Annotated in this window: 9 protein-coding genes; 7 read left to right on the forward strand and 2 right to left on the reverse strand. The window is 64.4% G+C overall.

Annotation, left to right across the window (positions count from 1 at the left end):
* Positions 1 to 20: 20 nt before the first annotated feature.
* Both E8E68_RS20070 and norR read right to left on the reverse strand, forming a co-directional pair.
* Positions 21 to 14,057, reverse strand: coding sequence for a BapA/Bap/LapF family large adhesin (locus E8E68_RS20070; RefSeq protein WP_280344096.1), 14,037 nt, complete (start codon positions 14,055 to 14,057; stop codon positions 21 to 23).
* 190 nt (positions 14,058 to 14,247) lie between these two features.
* Entirely contained in the window at positions 14,248 to 15,804 is a 1,557-nt protein-coding gene (gene norR / locus E8E68_RS20075) for a nitric oxide reductase transcriptional regulator NorR (protein WP_266028542.1), read from the reverse strand.
* Positions 15,805 to 15,959: 155 nt separating this feature from the next.
* Between norR and hmpA the strand changes: the two genes are divergently transcribed.
* The 7 genes from hmpA (at position 15,960) to cyoE (ending at position 23,439) form a co-directional block, all read left to right on the forward strand.
* Positions 15,960 to 17,138 (forward strand): NO-inducible flavohemoprotein, encoded by a 1,179-nt coding sequence (gene hmpA / locus E8E68_RS20080; RefSeq protein ID WP_280344100.1) that lies wholly within the window; start codon positions 15,960 to 15,962, stop codon positions 17,136 to 17,138.
* Positions 17,139 to 17,549: 411 nt separating this feature from the next.
* A complete protein-coding gene (locus E8E68_RS20085) occupies positions 17,550 to 18,056 on the forward strand; it encodes a disulfide bond formation protein B (RefSeq protein WP_110744961.1) in 507 nt (168 codons plus the stop codon).
* A gap of 558 nt (positions 18,057 to 18,614) precedes the next feature.
* The gene (gene cyoA / locus E8E68_RS20090; protein WP_110744959.1) at positions 18,615 to 19,556 is read left to right on the forward strand and encodes a ubiquinol oxidase subunit II; all 942 of its coding nucleotides are present in this window, start codon (positions 18,615 to 18,617) and stop codon (positions 19,554 to 19,556) included.
* A gap of 3 nt (positions 19,557 to 19,559) precedes the next feature.
* Positions 19,560 to 21,578 carry a cytochrome o ubiquinol oxidase subunit I gene (gene cyoB, locus E8E68_RS20095; RefSeq protein WP_003248603.1) on the forward strand — a complete coding sequence of 673 codons (2,019 nt, stop codon included), beginning with the start codon at positions 19,560 to 19,562 and terminating at the stop codon, positions 21,576 to 21,578.
* A 3-nt stretch (positions 21,579 to 21,581) separates the two neighbouring features.
* Complete coding sequence (gene cyoC / locus E8E68_RS20100; RefSeq protein ID WP_029886722.1) at positions 21,582 to 22,208, forward strand: cytochrome o ubiquinol oxidase subunit III; 627 nt, start codon at positions 21,582 to 21,584, stop codon at positions 22,206 to 22,208.
* Positions 22,208 to 22,540 carry a cytochrome o ubiquinol oxidase subunit IV gene (cyoD, locus tag E8E68_RS20105; RefSeq protein WP_003248599.1) on the forward strand — a complete coding sequence of 111 codons (333 nt, stop codon included), beginning with the start codon at positions 22,208 to 22,210 and terminating at the stop codon, positions 22,538 to 22,540. The genes cyoC and cyoD overlap by 1 nt, the downstream gene beginning before the upstream one ends.
* Positions 22,541 to 22,551: 11 nt before the next feature.
* The gene (cyoE, locus tag E8E68_RS20110; RefSeq protein ID WP_014861450.1) at positions 22,552 to 23,439 is read left to right on the forward strand and encodes a heme o synthase; all 888 of its coding nucleotides are present in this window, start codon (positions 22,552 to 22,554) and stop codon (positions 23,437 to 23,439) included.
* Positions 23,440 to 23,671 lie beyond the last annotated feature (232 nt).

Consider the following 23,671-nt stretch of genomic DNA (forward strand, 5'->3'; position numbering starts at 1 on the left):
CCGGCGGGTTTGCGGCGGCCTCAGACAACGTGGATACCGTTCTGTACCCACAGGTGGTGGCTTGGATCCTCCTGGGCCGTGTATTGGTTATAGTCGATCCCGTCGGCGGTTTGGTTCCCGACCAGGGTCCAGCTGTCCGTCATGTGCACCGAGTCCTTGTCGTCCCCCTTGATGATCAGTGTGTCGGTACCGGTTTCGGTGATTGCCACCACGTCCGCCAGATTGAGGGTCAGCGCCACCGAACTGGTGTCGTTGAGGTCGATGATTTCGATGTCATGCACACGGCCGGCCAGGTTGCCCAGGTCGATGCTGGCATCGCCGCCGCCCCACAGCAGTGTGTCGGTGCCGGTACCCCCGTCGACACTGGCGAAGTTCTGGTCGACCACCACCAGCGTGTCGTCGCCTGCACCACCTTCCAGGGTGATGTGGCCACCCTGACTGCCATCGAGGTGGTCGTTGCCGTCGGTACCGGCGATGACGTCGCTGGCAGCGGCCACGCTGGCCAGCGCCACCGACTCGTCACTGGTGTCGGCCAGCAGCGAGGTGGTGGTGACGAGGCCGGCGGCGTTGTCCAGGTTGATGGTCAGCGTTGCCGTGTCGGTGGTGCCGTTGGGGTGGGTCAGCTCGTAGGTAAAGGTGTCATGCTGGCCCACCGCCGCCGAGGTGAGCCCGGCGTTGAGCGTATAGGTGTAGCTGCCGTCGGCATGCACCAGCAGCGAACCGTAGGTGCCTGCCACTGTCACGCCGTTGTAGCCCGGGATGGTGTAGGTGTTGGCAGCGGTCAGGACGCTCAGCACGGTCAGTGCCGAACCTATGTTGTCATCGGTCAGCAGGTTGCCGGTGGCCGCCGTTGCGCCACTGACCACGAATTCGGTCAGGTGCGTGGTGGTGGCGTTGACGCTGGTGGTGATCGAGCTGGCCAGGCCTATGCCGCCGGCAGTGACGCGCACGTGGTAGGTGCCAGCCCCTTGGTTCTGGAAGGTATAACCCGCGCCGCCACCCAGCAGGCTGACCAACGAACCACCGTTCACCGACTGCACCAGTACATACTGGCCGGTGGCCGGGTTGAGCTTGAGCAGTTCGATGGTAGTGCCGTTGAGCAGGCTCAGCAGGTTGGTGGAGTTGACCACCACTTGCAGGTTGGCCGTGGTGTCGGCGGCCACCGTGGTGGTGTAGGTGGCTTGCCGTGTACCGATCAAGGGCAAGGTCAGCGAGCCCAGCGTGGTACTGCTGGTGTCCACGCGGTTGGCCAGGGTCAGTTGACTGAAGCCGACATCGTTTACGGCGTCGACCACCGTGGCCGGTGCCCCGTAGTTGGTATCGCTCCAGATCTCCGTGGCTTGTGGGCTGTCGATGCGCACATACAGGTTGGCCGCATCAGACAGGCCGTTCGGGTGCACCAGTTGGTAGCTGAACACATCTACCTTGCCGACGCTGCCTGGGCTGCCGTTCGGCGTATAGGTGTAGCTGCCGTCGCCCTGGATCACCAGTGTGCCGTACAGGCCCTGCACCGTGGTGGCAGTGCCAGCGGCGACGTAGCTGCCGTTTTTCAGCACTTGCAGCACGGCACCGCTGTCCGGGCCGCGCGCATCCACGGTGCCATCTGTGCCCACGTCGGTGATGACGTTGCCAGAGGTGGCAGTGCCGGTGCCGGTGAACTGGGTCAGGCTGGTGGACGTGATGTCCAGCGCGGTGGCTACCTGGGTGATCAGGCCAATGCCGCCACTGCCCACTGTCAGGCGGTAGTCACCGGCTTGCAGGGTGCCGATATCGACCTGCAGCCCAAGTGGCAGCACGATCAGGTCGAGCAGCCCCTGGGTGTTGCCGGTGGCGATGGTGACCCAGGCGCCAGTCGCGTCTTTCACCTGCAGCGTGAATGTCGAGTTGTTGAGCAGCGCCAGCACACTGTTGGTGGTCAGCGTCAGGGTCGGGTCAACCGTGGTGCCTGCTGCCACTGTCCAGGTGTAGGTCTTGCTGAAGCCCGACAGCAGGGTCGTGAAGCTGTCCGTGTAGGTCTTGGTGGCGCTGACCGGCACCAGGTTGACCGTGGCTGTCGCCAGGTTGTCGCTGGCGACGACCGGCGCGTTGGCATCCACATCCGGCGCGGTGACGTTGACGTTGCCCGACACGTTGCCGCGCGGGTCGGCGAGGGTCACCGAAAGGATCTGGCCGTTGTCCTGCGGCGGGCTCAGGGTCACGGTGAAGGTGCCGTTCTGCTGCACGGTGGCGGTTTGCAGCACGGTACCGTTGGCACTGCGCACGGTCACCGTGGCCCCCACTTCGCCGGTACCGGTCAGGGTACCGCCGTCGGCGCTGAACACCAGGTTGCCGGCTGCCGCAGGCGGGGTCAGGTCCGGTGCGGTCAGTGCGGTGCCGGTAGACACGTTGCCGGCGCTGTCGGTGAGGGTGACGCTGAGCGCCTGGTTGTCGATCTGTGCGGCGGCCAGGCTGACCACGAACAGGCCGTTGCTGCCCACTGTCGCAGTCCCCAGCACGGTACCGGCGCTGTTGCGCACGGTGACCGTGCTGCCCACCTGCCCAGAACCGCTGACCGAGGTGCCGTTGGCGTTGATGGTAGCCAGCGGTGCAGCTGGCGCCGTGGTGTCGGGTGCGGTCAGGCTGGTGCTGGCGGACAGGTTGCCGGCAGCATCGGACTGGCGTACCACCAGTAGTTGCCCGTCGTTTTGCGGGGTAGTCAGGGTGATGCTGAAGGTGCCGTTGGCCTGCACGACTGCGCTACCGACCTGACCGCTCGGGCCTTGTACGGTGACCGTGGCGCCCGCTTCACCGGTCCCGGTGAGTACCGTGCCCGTGCCGTTGATGACCAGGTTGGCCGGTGCGGCAGGTGGCTGTAGGTCAGTGGCAGTGTAACTGGTGCTGCCCGAGTTGTTGCCCGCAGCGTCGGCCTGGCTCACAGCCAGTACCTGGCCATTGAGCTGCGCGGCGTTCAGGTTGATGGAGTACACGCCACCGGCATTCACCAGGCCGCTGCCGAGCACGTTGCCACCGGCGTCGCGCACGGTCACCGTGGCCCCGGCCTCACCCGTGCCGCTCAGCACCAGGCCGTTGGTGGACAGGGCGGTCACCACCGGGTTGGCCGGTGGCGTGATGTCAGCTGCCTGCACGAAGGTGGGCTGCGACTCGCCGCCCACCAGCGCCACGGCTGTCACCGTGAGGTGCTGGCCGTTGAGCTGTGCCGAGTCAAGCGTGAGCGAGAAGGTGCCGTTGAGCGTTGCGCCACCGGTGCCGATCAGATTGCCTGCGGCGTCGTACACGCGGATACCGACACCGCTTGGCGCATTACCCGACAAGGTCAGGCCGTCGCTGTCCAGGATCACGTTGGTCGGTGGTACCGGCGGTGCGACCAGCGGCGTCACATAGGTCGTCACCGCTGATGTGTTGAAACCGTCGGACTGCGTGACTGCCAAGGTGGCGAGCGAGCCCGCCGCCGGCGACAGGGTGATCTGGAAGTTGCCTGCGGCATCGACCACGCCGGTGCCGATCACAGTCTGGTTGAGGCTGACGGTGACCGTCGCATTGGCCTCGCCCTTGCCGGTCAGCACGTTGAAGGTGTCGTTGATCGCCAGGTTGGTGACCGGCTCGGGTGCCGAGGTGTCGTTGGTTTGGTACGGCGCAGGTACCGAGGCGTTGCCGGCATCGTCGGTGGACACCACGCTGAGCAGCTGGCCGTTGTTCTGCGCCGGGCTGATCGGCACGGTGAACTGGCCGTTGGCGCCCACTTCCACCTGGCCCACGATGCTGTTGTCCGGGCCGCGAACAGTGATGGTGCTGCCGGCTTCGGCGGTACCGGTCATCGACGTGCCGGCCGCATTCAGCAGCAGGTTGCTGGGCTGTACCGGTGGTGTCAGGTCCGGTGCAGTTACCAGCAGTGGCGACGATGGGTTGCCGGTGGCGTCCTGGGCGATCAGGGTGAGTTGCTGGCCGTTGATCTGCGGGCTGCTCAGGTCGACCACGAAGGTGCCGTCCGGGTCTACCGTAACTTGGCCCAGCAGGTCGCCACTGTTGTTGATCACGGTGACCCGAGTGCCGGCCTCGGCAGTACCGATCAGCTGGGTACCGCTGTCGTTGATGCTGGCAATGACGGTTGCCGGTGGCGTGATGTCCACCGCCGTGACCGTACTGATCGGCGATACGTTGCTGCTGCCGTCGGTCAGGGTTACCTGCAACAGCTGGCCATTGAGCTGGGCGGCGTCCAGATTGACCGTGAAGGTGCCGTCCGGAGCAACCGTGGCGCTACCGATCTCGCTCGTGCCAACGTACACGCGCACCGTGGTACCCGCTTCGCCGGTACCCGCCAGCACATCGCCTGCTGCATTGAGCCGCAACTCGGTCGCCGCAGCCGGGGGCGTGAGATCCGGCGCCTGAACGTCGACCGGTTCGCTGACGTTGCCCGGTGGGTCAGCCTGCAGCACCGACAGCACCTGGTTGTTGATTTGCGCGGGGGTAAGCTCGACGCGGAAACTGCCGTCGGCGAGTACTGTGCCAGTCCCCAGCACGGTGCCAGCGGCGTCGCTCACGATCACGGTTGCACCGGCTTCGCCCAGGCCGCTGACTACGCTGCCATCGGCATTGATCACGACCTCGGTCAGCGGAGCAGGCGGGGTGAAGTCCGGGGACAGCAGGGTGGCCACTGCCGACACGTTCCCGGCGGCGTCGGTCTGGGTGAAGCTGAGCAGTTCGGCGTTGCCCAGTGCCGGGTTGAGGGTAATGGTGAAGTGGCCGCTGGCATCGACAGTGGCACTGCCGATCTGCGCGCCGCTCGAATCGGTCACAGTCACCAGCGCGCCGACTTCACCACGGCCGGTCAGGGTCACACCTTCACCCGATATCGCCAGCTCGCTTGGTGCGGCAGGCGGCGTGGAATCCGGCGCGGTGATGGCGCTGGCAGCGGACTGGTTGCCAGCCGCATCGGTCAGCAGCACCTGCACCTGCTGGCCGTTGGCTTGCGGCGAGTTGAGGTCGACCTGGAAGGTGCCGTCGGCACGTACCACCGCGGTACCGAGCACGCTGCCATCGGCGGCCAGGACCCGCACACTGGCCCCGGCCTCGCCGCTACCATTGAGCAGGCTGCCACCCCCGGCGAACGCCAGGTTTTGCGCAGCATCCGGCGCCACACGGTCTGGCGCGGTGAGGCTGACACTGTTGGACTCGTTGCCGGCGGCGTCGGCCTGCGCGGCGCTGAGCTGTTCGCCGTTGATCTGCGCGCTGCCCAGGTTGGCGCTGAAGTTGCCATTGGCGTCGACCACGGCGGTGCCCAGGTCGATACCGCCTTCACCGATCACGGTAACGGTGGCCCCCGGTTCACCTCGACCACTGAGGACCAGGCCATCGTTGGACAGCACCAGGTTGGTCAGCGGTTGCGGTGCGGTGGTGTCCGGTGCCTGCAGCATCGCCGGCAGCGAAACCGCGCCGTCACTGCCGGTGGCGCTCACTTCCAGGACCTCGCCGTTGGCCTGTGCGCTGCCCAGGTTGACGGTGAAGGTGCCGTCGTTGGCCACTGGGCTGCTGCCCAGCAGCACGCCATTCGGGCCGTATACATTGACCGTGCTGCCCGCCGTCGCGGTACCGGTCACCGACAGGCCGTCCGCCGCCAGCACCAGGTTGTCCGGGGTGGCGGGCGCGAGCGCGCCAGGTGCGGTGACGTTCTGCGCAGGCGAGACGTTTTGTGATGCGTCGGCCTGGACCACGCTCAGGCTTTCGCCGGTGATCGCGGCCGGCGACAGGGTGACGCTGAAGCGCCCGTCGGCCGCGACCGTGGCTGTGCCCAGCGCGGTGCCGTCCGGGGCCCGGACGGTGACTGTCGCACCGGCTTCGCCATTGCCCATCAAGGTAGCGCCGTCGGCGGAGACTGCCAGGTTGCTTACCGCCGCAGGCGGCGTGGTATCGGTGGCGGTGTAAGGCGTCGCGGGCGATACGTTGCCTGCTGCATCGGTCGCGGTTACTTGCAGGGTCTGGCCATTGGTCTGGGCACTGCCCAGGGTGACCTGGAAGGTACCGTTGCTGCTGGCCACCGTGGTGCCCAGCACGTTGCCGCTGGCATCGCGCACGGTCACGGTGCTGCCGGCTTCGGCGTTACCGCTCAGTTGCAGCCCGGTGCCGGCCAGCGCCAGTGCGGACGGTGCGGCTGGCGGGGTGAAGTCCGGTGCAGTCACCGCCACGGCGGTTGAAGTGTTGTTGCCCGCGTCGGTCTGGGTCACGCTCAGTTGCTGGGCGTTGAGCTGGGCACTGGTGAGCGTAAGGGTAAAGCTGCCATTGGCCGCAACCAGCCCGGTACCGATGATGGTGCCGTCCGGGCCGCGCACGGTGACGCTGGCGCCGGCTTCGCCGAGGCCGGTCAGGGTCAGGCCGTTGTTGTTCAGCACCACATTGGTCAATGGCGCAGGCGGGGCCAGGTCCGGAGTGGTCACATTGATCGCTGGCGAGGTGTTGCCGGCGGCATCCACTTGGGTGACGCCGATGGCCTGGCCGGTGGCTTGCGGTGTATCGAAGGTCACCGTGAAGCGGCCATCGGCACCCACTGTGGCGGTGCCAAGCACAGCCCCCGCAGCATTGCGCACCTGGACCGTTGCACCGACTTCGCCACTACCCGACAGCTGCCGGCCGTCCTGGCTCAGCACTGGGTTGGTGATTGCCGCAGGCGGTGTACGGTCTGGCGTGGCCAGGCTGGCGGGGCCGGAGACGTTGCCCGCTGCATCGCTGAGGGTAACTTGCAGGGGGCTGCCAGTGGTCTGTGCGCTAGGCAGGGTGATCTGGAACTGGCCGCTTTGGTTGACAGTGCCGGTCGCCAGAATAGCGCCGCTGGCATCGCGAACCGTGACGGTGGCACCGGCTTCGCCCTGGCCGCTGAGCACAGTGGCCGCACTGTTGAGGCTGAGGTTGCTGGCGGCCAGCGGTGCCAGCAGGTCGGGTGTCTGCACGCTGGTTGCCAGCGACTGGTTACCGGCGGCGTCGGCCTGGGTGACGATCAGGTTCTGGCCGTTGGCCGTATTGGGCGCCAGGGTGATGCTGTACAGGCCGTTGCTGCCGACGGTGCCGGTACCCAGCAGGGTGCCCTGGGTATCGGTGACCCGTACGGTAGCCCCTACCTCGCCCTGGCCGGTCAGCGTGCTGCCGTTGGTGCTGAGGTTGGCGGTCGGTGCATCTGGCGCCGTGGTGTCGCTGGCCACGACGGTGGCCGGCACCGATGGCTGGCCGTCGGCCGTGGCGCGGGCGCTGACGTGCAGGGTCTGGGCATTGAGCTGGGCGTTCTGGAAGAACACGCGGAAGGTGCCGTCGCTGCCGACGGTGGCGGTGCCCAGGGTGGTACCGCCGGAGGTCACGGTGATCAGCGAGCCGATGGTGCCGGTACCGGTCAGCAGGAAGCCGTCGGCACTGATCGCCAGGGCGGCAGGTGTCGCCACTTCGTTGCCGGTCGGGCCTGCAACGGGCACTTCAGTGGAGGTGTTGCCCGCCGGATCGGTGACCTCCACGGTGCCGGTGTCGCCAGCGGCAAGGGGTGGATCGACCGGCACTACGAACGTGCCATCTGGGCCTGTGGTGCCGCTGCCGATAGGGTTGCCGTCGGCATCACGCACGACCACGGTACTGCCAGGTTCGGCGGTACCGCCCACAGTGCCGCCGTCCGGGCTCACGGTCACATCCGTGGCCGGTTGCGGGTCGGTGGTGTCGGGGGCTGTGGTTGTGACCGGGGCGGAGTCGTTACCGGCTGCATCGGTGACGACTACGGTCACGGTCTCGCCGTTGGTCTGCGGAGTGTCCAGCGGTACGCTGAAACTGCCGTCCGGGTTGACCGGGGCGGTGACCACGTTGCCCGCGCCGTCTGTGACGGTGACCGCGCTGGCACCTGGTGCAGTGCCGGTAACGGCGGTGCCGTCTGCGCTGACCGCCACATCGGTGGGCAGTGCCGGTGGGGTGATGTCGGGTGCGGTGATCGGGGTGGCGTCGGAGAGGTTGCCCGCCGCGTCGGTCAGGGTCACTTCCAGCGCCTGGCCATCCAGCTGTGCCGGCGCCAGCGGTACCGTGAAGTTGCCACCCACCGGCACCACCACGCTGCCGAGCAGGTCGCCAGCGGCGTTGCGCACTTCAACGGTGCTGCCGGCTTCACCAGTGCCCTGGATGGCGTTGCCGCCCTGGGTGATGGTGAGGCCGGCCGGTGCCGCGGGTGCGGTGCTGTCGTCAGCAGTGAAGCTGGCCGAAGGCGAAGCGTTACCGCCGCCATCGATCAGTACCACCGACAAGGTTTCACCGTTGGTCTGGGCCGGCGCGATCGGCACGTCGAAGGTGCCATCGTCGTTGACTTCGATGGTGCCCAGCAAATCGCCGGCGGCGTTGCGTACTTCCACGGTGCTGCCAGCCTCGCCCTGGCCGCTGAGCAGCGTGCCTTCCGCATTCAGGCCAAGGCCCTGGGCCGGCAGTGGTGCCTCAAGGTCTGGCGCGGTCACGGTGTCGGCCGGCGACGGGTTGCCGGCATTGTCTGCCTGGGTAACGGACAGGGTCTGGCCATTCACCTGCGGCGGGTCGATAGCCACGCTGAAGCTGCCATCGGGCTGCACGGTGGCGGTCCCTACCACGGCGCCAGCCGCGCCGGTGACGGTTACTTGGGCACCAGGCTCGCCGGTACCGGTCAGGGTGGTGCCGTCGCCCGAAAGGGTGAGGCCGCCTGGAATGCCCGGCGCCTCGGTGTCGGGCGCAGCAAGGTCTACAGCCGCCGACAGGTTGCCGGTCGGGTCACGTTGCTCCACGGTCAATGCCTGGCCGTTGGTCTGTGGTGTATCGAGGGTGATTTCGAATGCGCCGCCGGCGCCCACCACCACGCTGCCCAGCACGCTGCCGTCCGGCCCACGCACGGTGACGGTGGCGCCTGGCTCGCCGATGCCGGTGACGGTGGTGCCGGTGTCGTCGATGGTCGGGCTGGTAACCACTTGCGGTGGGGTGAAGTCTGGTGCAGTGAAGTCCACCGGCCCGGCACTGTTGCCCAAGTTGTCGGTGGCTTCCACGGTCAGGCTTTCGCCATTGCGCTGTGGCGCGTTGAGGGTAACGTCGAAGCGGCCGTCGCCACCCACTGTAGCGGTGCCCAGGACGTTGCCTTCGGCATCGCGCACGGTAACGGTGGAGCCGCTCTGGCCCTGGCCGGTGAGGTGGATGCCCGCCGTGTCGATGGCCAGCCCCGAAGGTTGCAGCGGGCCGTCCAGGTCAGGCGCGGTGATGGTCGCGGTCGAGCTGTTGCCGGCTGCGTCGCGCAAGACCACATCCAGTTCCTGGCCGTCAGTTTGCGCCGGGTTGAGTATCACGCTGATCACGCCGTCGGCGCCGATTTGGGCATTGCCCAGCACGTTGCCCTGGGCATCCACCACCTGTACGGTGGTGCCCGGCTCGCCACGGCCAGTCAGAACGCTGCCGTCGTTGCTCAGTTGCAACTCGGTGGCTTCGTTAGGCGGGGTAATGTCTGGTGCACTGACCTGGGTGGGCAGCGAGCTGTTGCCATCGGCGTCGATCGCCACCACATCCAACAGCTCGCCGTTGGCCTGGGCAGGCGTGAGCGGGATGGTGAAGGTACCATCGTTGCCGACCTGGATGCTGCCGATTACCGTGCCCTGGTCGTCAAGCACTTCAACCAGGCTGCCTGCTGGCGCCGTACCGCTGATAGCGCTGCCGTCGGCAGACACGACCAGGCCGCTCGGGCTGTCAGGCAGTGCGGTGGCCGGTACGATGACGGTCAGGCCTGGCGAAGGGTTGCCGGCGGCATCGGTCTGCACCAGCACAACGGTTTCGCCCGCCGTGACCGGGCTGTCGAGGTTGACCAGGAATGTGCCATTTGCCGCGACGGTGCCGGTACCGATGACGGTGCCGTCGGCATCGCGCACTTCGACCGTGGCACCGGCTTCGCCGCGGCCGGAAATGACCTGGCTGCCAGCACCAGTGATGACATTGCTGACGATGGCTGGCGGGGTGATATCCGGGGTTGCGTAGCTTAGCGGTACCGAGCTGTTGCCCGCCGCATCGGTCACCCTGACCGACACGGTTTCGCCGTTGGCTTGTGCCGGGTTCAAGGTAAGGCTGAAGCTGCCGTCCGGTGCGGCGATGGCGCTGCCTATCAGGTTGCCTGAGGCATCGCGCACATCCACCCGCGCACCTGCTTCGGCCGTACCGGTCAGGGTCAGGCCATCGGCCAGCGCCAGGCCGGTCGGTTGCAGCGGCGCTACATTGTCGGGCGTAGTCAGCGGGCTTGGAGTGGACACGTTGCCAGCGGCATCGGTCAGGGTTACTTGCAGGGACGAGCCGTCGATCACCGGAGTCGGCAGGGTGACATTGAAGCTGCCATCCGCTTGCACGGTGCCGCTGACCAACACCTGGCCTTGGTCATCACGCACTTCCACGGTCGCGCCTGCTTCGCCGCGGCCGGATACCGTACGCCCGTCGTTGCTGATCACCAGGTTGGTGGCCGGCTCCGGCGGCGTGGTGTCGCCGCCGTTGTCGATGATGGGGGCGGTGACGGTGCCGGCCTGCGAGGCGTTACCGGCAACGTCGGTGGCGGTGACTTGCAGCTGTTCGCCCGCTACCTGTGGCGGGCTGAGGGTGATTTCGAAGGCACCGCTGGCGCCCACCACCACGCTACCCAGCACGGTGGTGCCATCGGCGGCCAGCACACGTACGGTGCTGCCTGCCTCGGCGCGGCCACTGACGACGGTGCCATCGCCGGCGATTACCAGGTCGCTTGGCGCCACCGGCGGGGTGATGTCCGGTGCGGTGACTTGTACCGGCAGCGACGAGGCGCCGTTGCTATCGATGGCCACCACGTCCAGCAACTCGCCATTGGCCTGGGCTGGGTTGAGCACCACGGTGAAGGTGCCTTCGGCGCCGACCACGATACTGCCGACCAACGTGCCATTGGCATCGTGGACTTCCACGCGGCTGCCAGCGGGAGCCGAGCCGCTGATGCTGGTGCCGTCTTCGGCCACCACCAGGCCGCTCGGGCTGGTGGGCGTGGCCACCAGTGGCACGTCGTAGGTCAGGGCCTCGGAGGCATTGCCGCTCGGGTCGGTCTGCACCACGCTCAACCGCTCGCCTGGCAGTGCCGCCGGGTCGAGGTCGAGCAGGAAGGTACCGTTCGCAGTCACTGTGCCGGTGCCGATCAGCGTGCCATTGGCATCGCGCACCTCGACCGTGGCACCGGCCTCGCCACGGCCGGCCAGAACCAGTCCATCGGCGCCGACCACAATGTTGCTGACGACCGCGGGCGGGGTGATGTCCGGTGCATCGAACTGCAGTGGGCTGGAAATGTTGCCGGCGGCATCGACCAGGCGGATATCGAGCACTTCGCCGTTGGCCTGGGCCGGTGACAGGGTGACGCTGAAGCTGCCATTTTCGTTGACCAGACCGCTGCCGATCAAATTGCCCGCAGCATCACGCACCTGCACGGTCGCGCCTGGCTCGCCGCTACCGGTGAGGGTAACGCCGTCTGCCAGGCCCAAGCCGGTTGGCTGGGTTGGCGCCTGCAGGTCTGGGGTAACCACCGAAGCCGGCGTGGAAGCATTGCCGGCAGCATCGGTCAGCACCACTTGCAGCGTGCTGCCATCCTTGACGGCCGGGACGAGGGTGATCTGGAAACTGCCATCTGGGTTGACCGTACCATTGGCCAGCACATTGCCTTGGGCATCGCGCACCTGCACGCTGGCCCCGGCTTCGCCGCGGCCGCTGAGCTGGGCGCCGGCCAGGCCGATGACCAGGTTGGTGGCGGCATCCGGTGGCGTGGTATCGCCACCGTCGATGTCTGGCGCGGTGACGCTGCCGGCGGTGGAAGCATTGCCGGCGGTGTCGGTGGCGGTGACTTGCAGCACCTCGCCATTCACCTGTGGCGGGTCGAGGGTGATGCTGAAGCTGCCGGTAGCGCCAACCACCACGCTACCCAGCACAGTGGTGCCGTCGGCGGCCAGCACGCGCACGGTGCTGCCCGGTTCGGCACGGCCGGTGACCACGCTGCCGTCGGCATTGATCACAAGCTCGCTCGGGGCAACCGGTGGGGTGATGTCAGGCGCGGTGATTTGCGCCGGCAGCGACGAAGCGCCGCTGCCATCGATAGCTACCACATCCAGCAGTTCGCCATTGGCCTGAGCTGGATTGAGGATGACCGTGAAGCTGCCATCGGCGCCGGCCACCACACTGCCGATCAGCGTGCCGTTGGCATCATGCACTTCGACGCGGCTGCCGGCAGGCGCGGTGCCGCTGATGCTGCTGCCATCCTCGGCGAACACCAGGTCACTCGGGCTGGCTGGCGCGGTGGTGACCGGCACTTCGAACTGCAGTGCCTCGGAGGCATTGCCGCTCGGGTCGGTCTGCACCAGGCTCAGTTGCTCGCCAGGTTGCACTGCCGGGGAGAGCTCGATGAGGAAGGTGCCGTTGGCCGTTACCACGCCACTGCCGATCAGCGTGCCATTGGCATCGCGCACCTCGACGGTGGCACCGGCTTCGCCGCGCCCACTCAGGGCCAGCCCATCACCACCCACCACGATATTACTGACGGCAGTGGGCGGGGTGATGTCCGGTGCATCGAACTGCAGCGGCGCAGAAGTATTGCCGGCCGCGTCCACCAGCCGTACGTCCAGCGCTTCGCCATTGGCCTGGGCGGGGGACAGGGTGAGGCTGAACAGGCCATCGGCACCGACGATACCGGTGCCGACCAGATTGCCCGCCGCATCGCGCACTTGCACGGTGGCGCCGGGTTCGCCGCGGCCGCTGAAGGTGACGCCATCGGCCAGGGCCAGCTCGGTGGGCTGGGCGGGCGGCAGCAGGTCGGTCGAGGCAACCGAGCCTGGCGCCGACACATTGCCAGCGGCATCGGTAAGGGTGACTTGCAAGGTGCTGCCGTCTTTCACGGCAGGGGCCAGGGTGACGGCGAAGGTGCCATCGGCGCCAACGGTACCGCTTGCGATGAGGTTGCCTGCAGCGTCACGCACTTGCACGGTAGTGCCAGCCTCGCCACGCCCGCTGAGCTGGCTGCCGGCCAGGCCGACCACCAGGTCGGTCGGGGCATCCGGTGGCGTGGTGTCGCCGCCATCGATGTCCGGGGCAGTGACGGAACTGGCGGCGGAGGTGTTGCCAGCGGCATCGCTGGCAGTGGCTTGCAAGACTTCGCCGGCCACTTGCGGTGGCGCCAGGTCGATGCTGAACCGGCCGTCCTGGCCGACTACCGCAGTGCCCAGTTCGGTACCATCGGCGCCGACGATGCGCACGGTGCTACCCGGTTCGGCACGGCCGGTGAGCACGCTACCGTCAGCACTGACGGCCAGGTCGGTCGGCGCTGCCGGGGCAGTTACGTCGGGGGCGGTGACAGTGCCGGGGGCCGAGACATTGCCGGCGCCGTCGGTCAGGGTGACTTCAAGGTTCTCGCTGTTCACCTGCGGCGGGTTCAGGGTGATGTCGAAGCTGCCGTCGGCGCCGACGGTGCCAGTGCCGATGAGGTTGCCCGCGGCGTCACGGATGTTCACCGTGGTGCCCGCTTCGCCCCGGCCGGTCAGGCGCAGGCCATCCGGCGAGACCAGCAGGTCGATCGGTGTGGCCGGGGCGGTGGTGTCAGGATCGGAACCACCACTGCTGCCGCCACCGCCACCGCCCCCGTCGGCTGCCGCTGCCGCACCACCGACACCGAGCAGGCTGAGCCCGGCAATCGCCCAGGTCGGCATGGCACTACCGGCAGTGCCGATACCTGCGACCAGTTCGTCCAGCGAAGCCACATCCTCGAAGGTGAAACCGGTGAACGCCGCCGCATCGTACTGGGCATGCCACAGGGTGCCGTCTTCGCCAACGAAGACAATGTCGCTGCCGACCCCGGCCTGGTCCACGGCGAAGAAGTTGCCAATGGTGACTTTTTCACCGGATTTCAGGGTGACGATCAAGTCTTGGCCACGCTGGGTGACCGTGGCGATCTGGTCGGGGGCCACCGGCATCTGCACGACGCCTGGACCCTTCAGGTTGATATTGCCCCAGGCGCTCTGAGTGGCGACTTCGGATTGCTTATCGGCGACGACGATGTTGTCCATGAATGCTCCCTGCTGGTATCCGGATCCCCCGGCCCGGTTGTTCGGGCCATAACCGACGTAACAGAGCCCTTTCAGGGTTTGTACGCACGATCTCGACCAGGCAGTCGAGATTTGGGTGGTTAGGGAGATATAGCAGCCAGGCGGGAAGCAACCAGATGGCTTTCTGAGTTAATCCTTTTGTAGGTAAACCTCAGCGAAGCCCCAGCCGGCGGGCCAATCGGCTCAGATTTGCGCGGTCCAGGCCCAGCTCACGCGCTGCTGCCGCCCAGTTTTCCTGATGCCGTTGCAGGCAGGCCTCGATCATCTCGCGCTGGTAGACATCGACGGCTTCGCGTAGGCCTCCTTCGGGCACTGTACTGACCGGCAGCGGTGCCGCGGGCGAGGGCAGGGCGCTGGCGGTGGGTGAGGACACGCGCAGGTCCAGGTCGTGGGCTTCGAGGGTGAGGATCCGAGGCCGGTCGGGGTGCTGGCCCAATGCCTTGAGCGCCGAGCGGCCGATCAGGTGCTCGAGTTCGCGCACGTTGCCCGGCCAATCGTAGGCCAGCAGCGCGGCCTGGGCGTCGCTGTTCAGTCTCAAACTGTTCAGGCCCAGGCGTGAACGGTTCTGTTCGAGGAAGTAGCCCGCCAATAGCAGCACGTCCCGCCCACGTTCGCGCAACGGAGGCACCTGCAGTGGGTATACGCTGAGGCGGTGATAGAAATCGGCGCGGAAGTTGCCGTTGCGCACTTCTGCCGCCAAGTCGCGGTTGGTGGCGGCGATCAGGCGTACGTCCACGCAGTGCTCGCGGTCCGAACCCAGGCGCTGCAGTTGGCCGCTCTGTAGCACACGCAACAGTTTGGCCTGCACCGCCAGCGGCAGTTCGCCGACTTCGTCGAGAAACAGCGTACCGCCGTTGGCCAGTTCGAATTTGCCACGGCGCTCGCCGTGCGCGCCAGTGAAGGCACCGCGTACATGGCCGAACAGCTCGCTTTCCACCAGGGTGTCGGGCAGGGCAGCGCAGTTGAGGCTGACCAGCGGCTTGTCGGCGCGGCTGCTGGCCTGGTGCAGGGCTTGGGCAACCAGTTCCTTGCCGACACCGGTTTCGCCTGTGATCAGCACCGTCAGGTCGCTACCGCCGACCAGGCGAATTTCTTCTACCAGGCGTTTGTGCGCCGGGCTCTGGCCGATCAGCTCCTTGTCCTGGCCACTGGCCTGGCGGTAGATCTCGGCGCGAAGGTGTTCGTCCTCGGCGCGCAGGGCCAGGTGCTCTATGCGCTCGGCCACGGTCACAGTCGCGGCGGCCAGGCTGGCGAACGCCTGCAGGGCATCCAGTTCCAGGCTCTGGAATTGCCCGGGGGTAAGGGCGTCAAGGGTGACCAGGCCCCAGGGGCGCTCATCGACCATCAAGGGGCAGCCCATGCAGTCGTGCACTTCGAGGTCGGCATCCGGGGCATTGACCAGGCCATCGTAAGGGTCTGGCAGTTCGGAGTCGCTGGCGAAACGGGTGGGCTCGGGGCGGCTGAGGAGGATCTGGAAACGCGGGTGTTCGCTGACCCGGAAGCGCCGGCCGAGGGTATCCGGGCTCAGGCCGTCCACCGCCAGCGGCACCAGCCATTCGCCATCCAGGCGCAGCAGCGCGGCGGCATCGCACGGCAGCAAGCCACGCATGGCCTGCAGCAGCCGGCGATAGCGTTCCTGATCGGACAAGTCACGGGACAGGTCGCTGACCAGGGGCAGCAGGGCAGTGAGTAACGGCTTTGCAGTCATAAGGACTCCTCTTGGTCGATATGACTATACGCCGCCCTGTGTCCTTTTGACATGTTAGTGCTCAAGTCATTGATTTTTATGAACATAAAAGTTGGCACGATTGCTGTAGTGACCCTGGCAGTCATTTGAAGCCACCAGGCTCAGGAGTTGTTGCAATGCTCAATGCCGAACAACGTGCAATCATCAAGGCCACCGTACCCCTGCTGGAAAGCGGCGGCGAGGCGCTGACCACTCACTTCTACAAAATGATGCTCAGCGAGTATCCCCAGGTGCGCCCGCTGTTCAACCAGGCGCACCAGGCCAGCGGCGACCAGCCGCGTGCCCTGGCCAACGGCGTGCTGATGTACGCCCGCCACATCGACCAGCTGGAACAGCTGGGCGGCCTGGTCGGGCAGATCATCAACAAGCACGTTGCCCTGCAGATTCTGCCGGAGCACTACCCGATCGTCGGCAGCTGCCTGCTGCGTGCCATCGAAGAAGTGCTGGGCAAGGAAATCGCCACCCCTGCAGTCATCGAAGCCTGGGGGGCGGCCTATGGCCAACTGGCCGATATCCTGATCGGCGCTGAAGAAGGTTTGTATAAGCAAAAGGAGGAGGCCGAGGGAGGCTGGCGTGGTACTCGCGAGTTCCGCCTGGTGCGCCGCGATCAGGAAAGCAGTGAAATCGTTTCGTTCTACTTTGCCCCGGTGGATGGCAAGCCGGTGCTCAAGGCCGAACCTGGCCAGTACATCGGCCTGAAGCTGGACATTGACGGTGCCGAGCAGCGTCGCAACTACTCTTTGTCGGCGCTGTGCGATGGCAAGGAATACCGTATCAGCGTCAAGCGTGAAGCGGGCGGCAAGGTCTCCAGCTACCTGCACGATGAGCTGGTGGTTGGCGATACCCTGCAGTTGTTCCCACCAGCGGGCGACTTCACCCTGGCCACCAGCGAAAAACCGCTGGTGCTGATCAGCGGTGGCGTGGGTATTACCCCGACCCTGGCGATGCTGCAGGCTGCACTGCAAACCCAGCGTGAGGTGCATTTCATTCATTGCGCGCGCAATGGCGCGGTGCATGCCTTCCGCGACTGGGTCGATGGGCTGGCGGCGCGTCATCCGCAGTTGAAGCGCTTCTACTGCTACGCCGAGGCGCAAGGCGCGGATGCCGCCGATGCCGTGGGCCTGCTGAGCGCCGACCTGCTGGCGGAGTGGCTGCCACTTGAGCGTGATGTGGACGCCTACTTCCTAGGGCCGAAGGGCTTCATGGCGGCGGTCAAGCGCCAACTGAAGGGCCTGGGTGTGCCGGAGCAGCAGAGCCGCTACGAGTTCTTCGGGCCGGCGGCGGCCTTGGCGTGATGTAGCGCCTGTAATGCCCCTTCGCGGGTGAACCCGCTCCCACTGGCATAGCGCCCTGTGGCAGCGGGTTTCCCCGCGAAGAGGCCGGCACAGGCTTATGTGACTACTTCCTGCCTATATATAAAGGAAGATGAAACCGGCGCGCTGCGCTTTCATAGTTAATCGTCCTTTAATCACGGTATCCTTCACTCCCGGGTGTCGAGGGGCATGCCCCTGCGCGGCACTCGGGCAGCCGTTTTTTTGCCGCCCGGCGTTGAACCGACGTCGTTACGGCCGGTCTCAGCCACACCGGATAGCCCTGCGCAGCGCTATCACGCCGCCTCCTCGGCACACTCACTGGCCCTGCCCAGCGTGTAGACTTGCGCCAAGGCGGGCGGACCACGCTGCCACTATCCATCGAAGGAACCGGGAATGATCGAACAAACAACGCGCCTGAATCGGGAACGGCGCTTTCTGGTGCTGCTGGGCCTGATCTGCATATCGCTGATCGGCGGCGCGCTCTACATGCAAGTGGTGCTGGGCGAGGCCCCTTGCCCGTTGTGCATCCTGCAGCGTTATGCACTGCTGTTCATTGCCGTGTTCGCCTTCATCGCCGCGGCAATGCCGGGGCGCCGTAGCCTGACCTTCTTCGAAGCCCTGGTGGTGCTCAGCGCTATTGGCGGAATCGTTGCGGCTGGCAACCATGTGTATATACTCGCCAACCCCATGGTCAGTTGCGGCATCGATACCCTGCAACCGATCGTCGATGACCTGCCGTTGGCCAAGCTCTGGCCGCTGGCATTCCAGGTCGACGGCTTCTGCAGCACGCCGTACCCGCCGATTCTTGGTTTGTCACTGGCGCAATGGGCGCTCGTTGCCTTCGTGCTGACTGCTGTGCTGGTGCCGCTCGGCATCTACCGCAACCGACGCCAGGCTTAGACAAAAGTCCCGAATTGCATCGGGTCTTTTGCAGCGCACGAGAAGAGCGAAAAGTTGCCTCCCGCTTGATTCAGATCAACCACGAAGCCTTGTAGAATGCGGCTTTGAGGGCTAGCAAGCGGGGTGCGACAAACTGTCGCGAAGTTGAATTGTTGAGTCGCATTGTTGCGGATTCTGTAAAAGACTGTTGCTCAATAAGTCATAGTCAAGGGTTGGCGACCTAACTACAATCGCCCCCAATTTCCGTTCGGCACTGCTTGCGAGTCGCAGGATTGAAGGAAGCCCCAGCGCTCCTTTTTGCTGACTTCGTCAAGTTTCGCCCAACGGCGATACCGGGCGGACCCCCCTCCGCGTTTTCCCGCACCAAATGGACTTGGTCTGAAGTACAGGCCTGTTGCCTACGAAACCATAAGCACCGTTAACCCGCTTGAAGCCAAGGTCCTGCAGTCGGACCCAGGCAGGAGCGAGTACGGGCGCGAAATGCCTCACTTGGCAGGACGAAGTGTTGGCTACCAAAACACAAATTGCATTGAAGCAAGCTGATCTAGAGGTCGTGAGATGAGTAAAAAGCGTTACCCCAGACTGTTTGGCATATTGCCCTTTTTAGGCATGCTTTTACTCAGTGGGTGCAACTGGACCCTGCTCGACCCGAAGGGCCAGGTCGGCATTGAGCAAAAGAACCTGATCCTGATCGCTACCGGCCTGATGCTGCTGGTGGTGGTGCCCGTGATCATCATGACCCTGGCGTTCGCCTGGAAGTACCGTGCTTCCAACAAGGCTGCCACCTACACCCCTGACTGGTCGCACTCGACCAAGATCGAGGCCGCGGTGTGGATCATCCCGATCCTGATCATCATCGCCCTGGGTTACGTCACCTACCACTCCACCCACAAGCTGGACCCGTACCGTCCACTGGATTCCGATGTGAAGCCGGTGCAGATCGACGTGGTCGCGCTGGACTGGAAGTGGCTGTTCATCTACCCGGAGCAGGGCATTGCCACGGTCAACAAGATCGTCTTCCCGGCTAACACCCCGGTCAACTTCCGCGTCACTTCCGACGCCGTGATGAACTCGTTCTTCATCCCGGGCCTGGGCGGCCAGATCTACGCCATGGCCGGCATGACCACCAAGCTGCACCTGATCGCCAACGAAAACGGCGAGTTCGACGGTATCAGCGCCAACTACAGCGGTGCTGGCTTCACCGGCATGAAATTCAAGGCTACTGCCACCTCCCAGGAAGACTTCGACAAGTGGGTCGCCGAGGTTAAGCAGTCGCCGAAGAAGCTGGACAAGGCCGAATACGACGCCTTGGCCAAACCAAGCGAAAACAACCCAGTCGCGCTGTATAGCGAGGCCTCGCCAGAGCAGTTCCAGCTGATCGTCGACAAGTACGAAGGCATGAACCGCGGTCGTAGCCACGAAGAAGCAGGCAGCAAAGATCTGGCCACAACCAAGGGTGTGGAATCGAGTATGCAACCAGCTGCCGGTGCAGAGGAGTAAGAGATGTTCGGTAAATTAAGCCTGGAGGCGATACCCTATCACGAGCCGATAGTCATGGTGACGCTTGCCATGATCGCGCTCGGCGGTATCGCTGTCGTCGGTCTTATCACCTATTTCCGCAAGTGGACCTACTTGTGGAGCGAGTGGCTGACTACTGTCGACCACAAAAAGATCGGCGTGATGTACATCATCGTCGCGATGGTCATGCTGCTGCGCGGCTTTGCCGACGCCATCATGATGCGTACCCAGCTGGCTGCCGCAACCGGTGGCTCCGAAGGCTACCTGCCGCCTGAACACTATGACCAGATCTTCACCGCTCACGGTGTGATCATGATCATCTTCATGGCGATGCCGTTCTTCACCGGCCTGATGAACCTGGCGGTTCCTCTGCAGATCGGTGCACGTGACGTTGCCTTCCCGTTCCTGAACTCCCTGAGCTTCTACCTGCTGCTGGCAGGCGTGCTGCTGGTCAACATCTCGCTGGGCGTTGGTGAATTCGCCAAGACCGGCTGGGTTGCCTATCCGCCGCTCGCGGGCATCCAGTACAGCCCTGGGGTGGGTGTCGACTACTACATCTGGGCGCTACAGCTATCCGGATTGGGTACGACGCTTACCGGCGTGAACTTCCTCGTCACCGTGATGAAGATGCGCGCACCTGGCATGAAACTGATGGACATGCCGATCTTCACCTGGACCTGCACCTGGGCCAACGTACTGATCGTCGCTTCGTTCCCGATCCTGACTGCTGCACTCGCGCTGCTGACTGTTGACCGTTATCTGGACTTCCACATCTTCACCAACGAGCTTGGTGGGAACCCGATGATGTACGTCAACCTGTTCTGGGCGTGGGGTCACCCTGAGGTTTACATCCTGATCCTGCCGGCCTTCGGCGTGTTCTCGGAAGTTACCTCGACGTTCTCTGGCAAACGCCTGTTCGGCCACCACTCGATGATCTACGCATCGGGCGCGATCGCCATCCTCGGCTTTGCGGTATGGCTGCACCACTTCTTCACCATGGGTGCCGGCGCCAGCGTCAACACCTTCTTCGGCCTGGCGACGATGCTGATCTCCATCCCGACCGGTGTGAAGCTGTTCAACTGGCTGTTCACCATGTACCAAGGCCGTGTGCGCTTCACCGCACCGATGCTCTGGACCCTGGGCTTCATGGTCACCTTCTCCATCGGTGGCATGACTGGCGTACTGCTGGCCGTTCCGGGTGCTGACTTCGTCCTGCACAACAGCCTGTTCGTAATTGCGCACTTCCACAACGTGATCATCGGTGGCGCGGTATTCGGCTACATCGCCGGTTTCGCCTTCTGGTTCCCGAAAGCCTTCGGCTTCACCCTGAACGAGAAGTGGGGCAAGGCTGCCTTCTGGTTCTGGCTGTCGGGCTTCTACGTTGCGTTCATGCCGCTGTACGCCCTGGGCTTCATGGGCATGACCCGTCGTCTGAACCACTCCGACAACCCACTGTGGGAACCCTACCTGTACGTAGCTGTTGTTGGCGCCGTGCTGATCCTGTTCGGTATCGCTTGCCAGCTGATCCAGATCTTCGTTTCGGTCCGCGACCGCAACCAGAACCTGGACGTGACCGGCGACCCATGGGGCGGCCGTACCCTGGAATGGTCGACTTCTTCGCCACCTCCGTTCTACAACTTCGCTCACATGCCTGAGAAAGTTGGTCTGGACTGCTGGCACGAAGCCAAGGAAGCGGGCGTTGCGTACAAGGCCCCGGCCAAGTACGAAGCCATCCACATGCCGAGCAACACTGCTACCGGTCTGTTCATGGGCCTGTTCCTGACCGTCTTCGGCTTCGCCTTCATCTGGCACATCTGGTGGCTGGTGGGCGCGAGCCTGGTTGCAACCATCGCTGTCTTCGTTCGCCACGCTGCACGTGACGATCAGGGCTACATGGTTCCGGCCGAAGAAGTGGCGCGCATCGAAGGCGAGCGTATGAAAGCGCTGGCCAAAGCAGGTGCTCTGCCTGCCGGCGCACGTGTCGAATCGTTTGAGCGGGTGTAATCAATGTCCAGTCAAGTAATGCACGGCGGCGCTGCTCATGGTCACGACCATGGGCATGACGACCACCACCACGACTCGGGCCAGATGACCGTACTGGGTTTCTGGCTGTACCTGATGACCGACTGCATCCTGTTTGCGTCGCTCTTCGCCACCTACGCGGTGCTGTCCGGCAGTTTTGCCGGCGGCCCGTCGGGTCACGACATCTTCCAGCTCGATTTCGTAGCTGTTGAAACGCTGTTCCTGCTGCTGTCCTCGATCACCTTCGGCTTCGCCATGCTGAAGATGTTTGATGGCAAGAAAGCAGGTGTACTGGGCTGGTTGGCCGTGACCTTCCTGTTCGGTGCAGGCTTCATCGCGATGGAAATCTATGAGTTCCATCACCTGATCGGCGAGGGCTTCGGCCCGCAGCGCAGTGGCTTCCTGTCGGGCTTCTTCGCCCTGGTAGGTACCCACGGCCTGCACGTGACTGCTGGTCTGATCTGGATGGCAATCATGATGTACCAGATCAACAAGCACGGCATCACGCCGACCGCCAAGACCCGCATGAGCTGCCTGAGCCTGTTCTGGCACTTCCTGGACGTGGTCTGGATCTGCGTATTCACCGTCGTTTACCTGCTGGGAGTTCTGTAATGGCTAACGCACACGACACTCATCACGAAGGTAATCACGGCAGCGTCAAGTCGTACATGATCGGTTTTGTACTGTCGATCATCCTGACCGCGATCCCGTTCGGCCTGGCCATGACCGCCAGCCTGCCGAAGAACCTGACCGTTCTGATCATCGTTGCCATGGCCGTGATCCAGGTAGTTGTTCACCTGGTCTACTTCCTGCACATGGACCGCTCGAAAGAGCAACGCAACAACGTATCGACGTTCCTGTTCACCACCTTGGTGATCGCTCTGCTTGTCGGCCTGTCGCTGTGGATCATGTTCAGCATCCACTTCGAAATGTTGGCCAAGTGAGGTAAGACTGCATGTCCGTTAAGCACTTTATCCAAATCACCAAACCGGGGATCATTTTCGGTAACGTGCTTTCCGTGGCAGGCGGTTTCTTCCTTGCCTCGAAGGGCCATGTGGATTTCGCCCTGTTCCTGGCGGTGGTGATCGGTACTTCGCTGGTGGTTGCGTCCGGATGCGTGTTCAACAACTGCATCGACCGTGACATCGACCACAAGATGGAGCGCACCAAGAACCGCGTCATGGTTCAGGGCGGTATGTCGCTGCCCCTCGCGCTGATTTACGCCACCCTGCTCGGGGTGGCGGGTTTCAGCCTGCTGTATGTACAGGCCAACCCGCTGTCCGCGTTCTGCGCACTGATTGGTTTCGTCGTCTACGTCGGTTTCTACAGCCTGTGGCTGAAGCGCAAGTCGGTGCACGGCACCTTGGTCGGCAGCCTGTCCGGTGCCATGCCTCCAGTGATCGGCTACTGCGCCGTGAGCAACAGCTTCGACCTGGCTGCGGTTACCCTGCTGGTGATGTTCAGCCTGTGGCAGATGCCGCACAGCTTTGCCATCGCCATCTTCCGCTTCAAGGATTACAGCGCTGCCAACATTCCGGTTCTGCCGGTGGCGCGCGGTGTCCTCGCGGCGAAGAAGCAGATCGTGCTGTACGTACTGGCCTTCGTTCTTGCCACCTTGATGCTTACCCTCGGCGGTTACGCCGGCCTCGGCTACCTGGCCGTGGCAGCCGCCATGGGCCTGTACTGGCTGTACATGGCGTGGGGTGGTTACAAGGCTGAAGACGATAGCAAGTGGGCCCGCAAGGTGTTCGGCTTCTCCATCCTTACCGTCACTGCATTGAGCGTGATGATGGGCGTGGACAGCCAGACCGCTGCGGACGTGCTGATGACCTACGCACGCTGAAACTGCTGCCTGCTTCACGAAAACCCCGGCCACTGTGCCGGGGTTTTTTTTGGGTATTTTTCCTGTGCCGGCCGCTTCGCGGGTAAACCCGCTCCCACAGGTTCCCCACAGCCCCGGAGACTTGCGCCTTACCTGTAGGAGCGGGTTTACCCGCGAAGATGCCGGCGCAGGAAATATAAATTTCTGATTTTCAAACAATAGATCTGAAAAAATCTAACAAAACAGGAAATTA

The organism is Pseudomonas sp. BN607, from assembly GCF_029871175.1.
Classification (GTDB): domain Bacteria; phylum Pseudomonadota; class Gammaproteobacteria; order Pseudomonadales; family Pseudomonadaceae; genus Aquipseudomonas.

Coding starts and splice junctions, on each gene's coding strand:
- cyoD (WP_003248599.1), top strand. CDS start 22,208: ATGGCTAACGCACACGACACTCATCACGAAGGTAATCACGGCAGCGTC.
- E8E68_RS20085 (WP_110744961.1), top strand. CDS start 17,550: ATGATCGAACAAACAACGCGCCTGAATCGGGAACGGCGCTTTCTGGTG.
- cyoE (WP_014861450.1), top strand. CDS start 22,552: ATGTCCGTTAAGCACTTTATCCAAATCACCAAACCGGGGATCATTTTC.
- E8E68_RS20070 (WP_280344096.1), bottom strand. CDS start 14,057: ATGGACAACATCGTCGTCGCCGATAAGCAATCCGAAGTCGCCACTCAG.
- cyoA (WP_110744959.1), top strand. CDS start 18,615: ATGAGTAAAAAGCGTTACCCCAGACTGTTTGGCATATTGCCCTTTTTA.
- cyoC (WP_029886722.1), top strand. CDS start 21,582: ATGTCCAGTCAAGTAATGCACGGCGGCGCTGCTCATGGTCACGACCAT.
- hmpA (WP_280344100.1), top strand. CDS start 15,960: ATGCTCAATGCCGAACAACGTGCAATCATCAAGGCCACCGTACCCCTG.
- norR (WP_266028542.1), bottom strand. CDS start 15,804: ATGACTGCAAAGCCGTTACTCACTGCCCTGCTGCCCCTGGTCAGCGAC.
- cyoB (WP_003248603.1), top strand. CDS start 19,560: ATGTTCGGTAAATTAAGCCTGGAGGCGATACCCTATCACGAGCCGATA.